This window comes from Sphingobium sp. BS19, assembly GCF_027925545.1.
Lineage (GTDB): Bacteria > Pseudomonadota > Alphaproteobacteria > Sphingomonadales > Sphingomonadaceae > Sphingobium.
The window spans coordinates 1-1,286 of sequence record NZ_BSEF01000071.1 but is presented as its reverse complement, the minus strand read 5'-3'; the positions used below and the strand labels follow the sequence as shown (position 1 = coordinate 1,286).

At 58.3% G+C, this 1,286-nt stretch carries 2 protein-coding genes; both read right to left on the bottom strand.

What is annotated here, in order from left to right; all coding sequences use genetic code 11:
• Positions 1 to 722 (bottom strand): SDR family oxidoreductase (locus QMG56_RS23200; protein WP_281825265.1); only part of this gene is annotated, 722 nt, incomplete at its 3' end.
• Positions 723 to 746: 24 nt separating this feature from the next.
• A partial coding sequence (locus QMG56_RS23195) for an alpha/beta fold hydrolase (RefSeq protein WP_281825264.1) occupies positions 747 to 1,286 on the bottom strand: 540 nt, incomplete at its 5' end.

The window sequence follows — 1,286 nt, the reverse complement described above, 5'->3', positions numbered from 1 at the left end:
TATTCAGCCCGCGGGCTGGCCAGAAACGCAACGATGTCCGCGATGTTCTCCGGTTTGCCGAAGCGCGGTGCCCCAGCGATCTTCAGCAGTTTGGCGCGAGCCTCATCCTCGGGCATCTGCATGGCTTTGAGCACGCCTGCCAGACGGTCGGTTTCAATCGTACTGGGATTGACGGCATTGACCCTGATCCCAACTTCTGTTCCCGCTTCGGCCATTGCCTTTGTGAAGGCGTACAAGCCTGCATTGGAGGTTGCGGCGATTGTGTAGATTGCCTCAGGCGTGCGCGCGGACACGCCAATGACGTTAATGATGTTGCCCAGCGATTTCTCGAGCAGCGGCCATGCCGCGCGCGTCATCCGGACAGTGCCGAAAAACTTCAGGGCAAAGCCATCAATCCAGTCCTGCTCGGTCAGGTCAAAAAAATTGCCGCGCTTGACATTGCCTGCATTGTTCACCAGAACGTCGAGCTGGCCGAACCTGGCCTCCACAGCTTCAATAGCGGCTAGCGTACCCTCGACGGTCGACAGATCGGCCGGATGATGGACAACTGTCCTGCCCGTTCGTGCAGCCACCTCGGAGAGGCTTCTGCTCTCGTCGCTTTCCGATACGGATACAGCCATGACATCGCACCCTTCGGCTGCCAGCCGTTCTACGATGGCTCGCCCGATGCCGCGGCTCCCGCCTGTCACCAGCGCTACTTTCCCGGTGAGATCAAGTTCCACGGAGCACCTCCCCCTCAACAGCGTTCACGTCAAAAATCCAAGCACAAGCCTGTTGAATTCCTCGGCACGTTCCCATTGCGCCCAATGCCCCGTCTTGCCAAAAATGTGGAGCCTGACATCGTTTATCTGGTTGAGCATCGCCCAGGCATTGTCCATCGGCACGGTACGATCATCCCGCCCCCAGATAATCAGGGTTGGCTGCTGCACCTGATCATACTGCTTCCATAGCGGCTCCATCACCGGCAGACGCCTGGGATTGAATGGCCAGCTATCCTTGAGGCCTGGCTGGATGCTGGACGCAAGCCGCTCTTCAAAGAGTTCCTGAGTTATCATCGTGCGGTCATGCACCATGCAATCGAGAAATCCTGTTAGCTTCTCCCGTGTGGGGCCATCGCCCTCATAATAGCTGAAAAGGTGCTTTACACCCTCACTGGGACGCGGCGTATAGATCTGCAAACCGCCGCCCGGCCCCATAAGTACGAGGCGATCGGCACGTTCGGGCGTGTCCAGCGCCAGCTTCAGGGTTGTGGCACCGCCCAGTGAATTCCCGATGATATGCGCCTT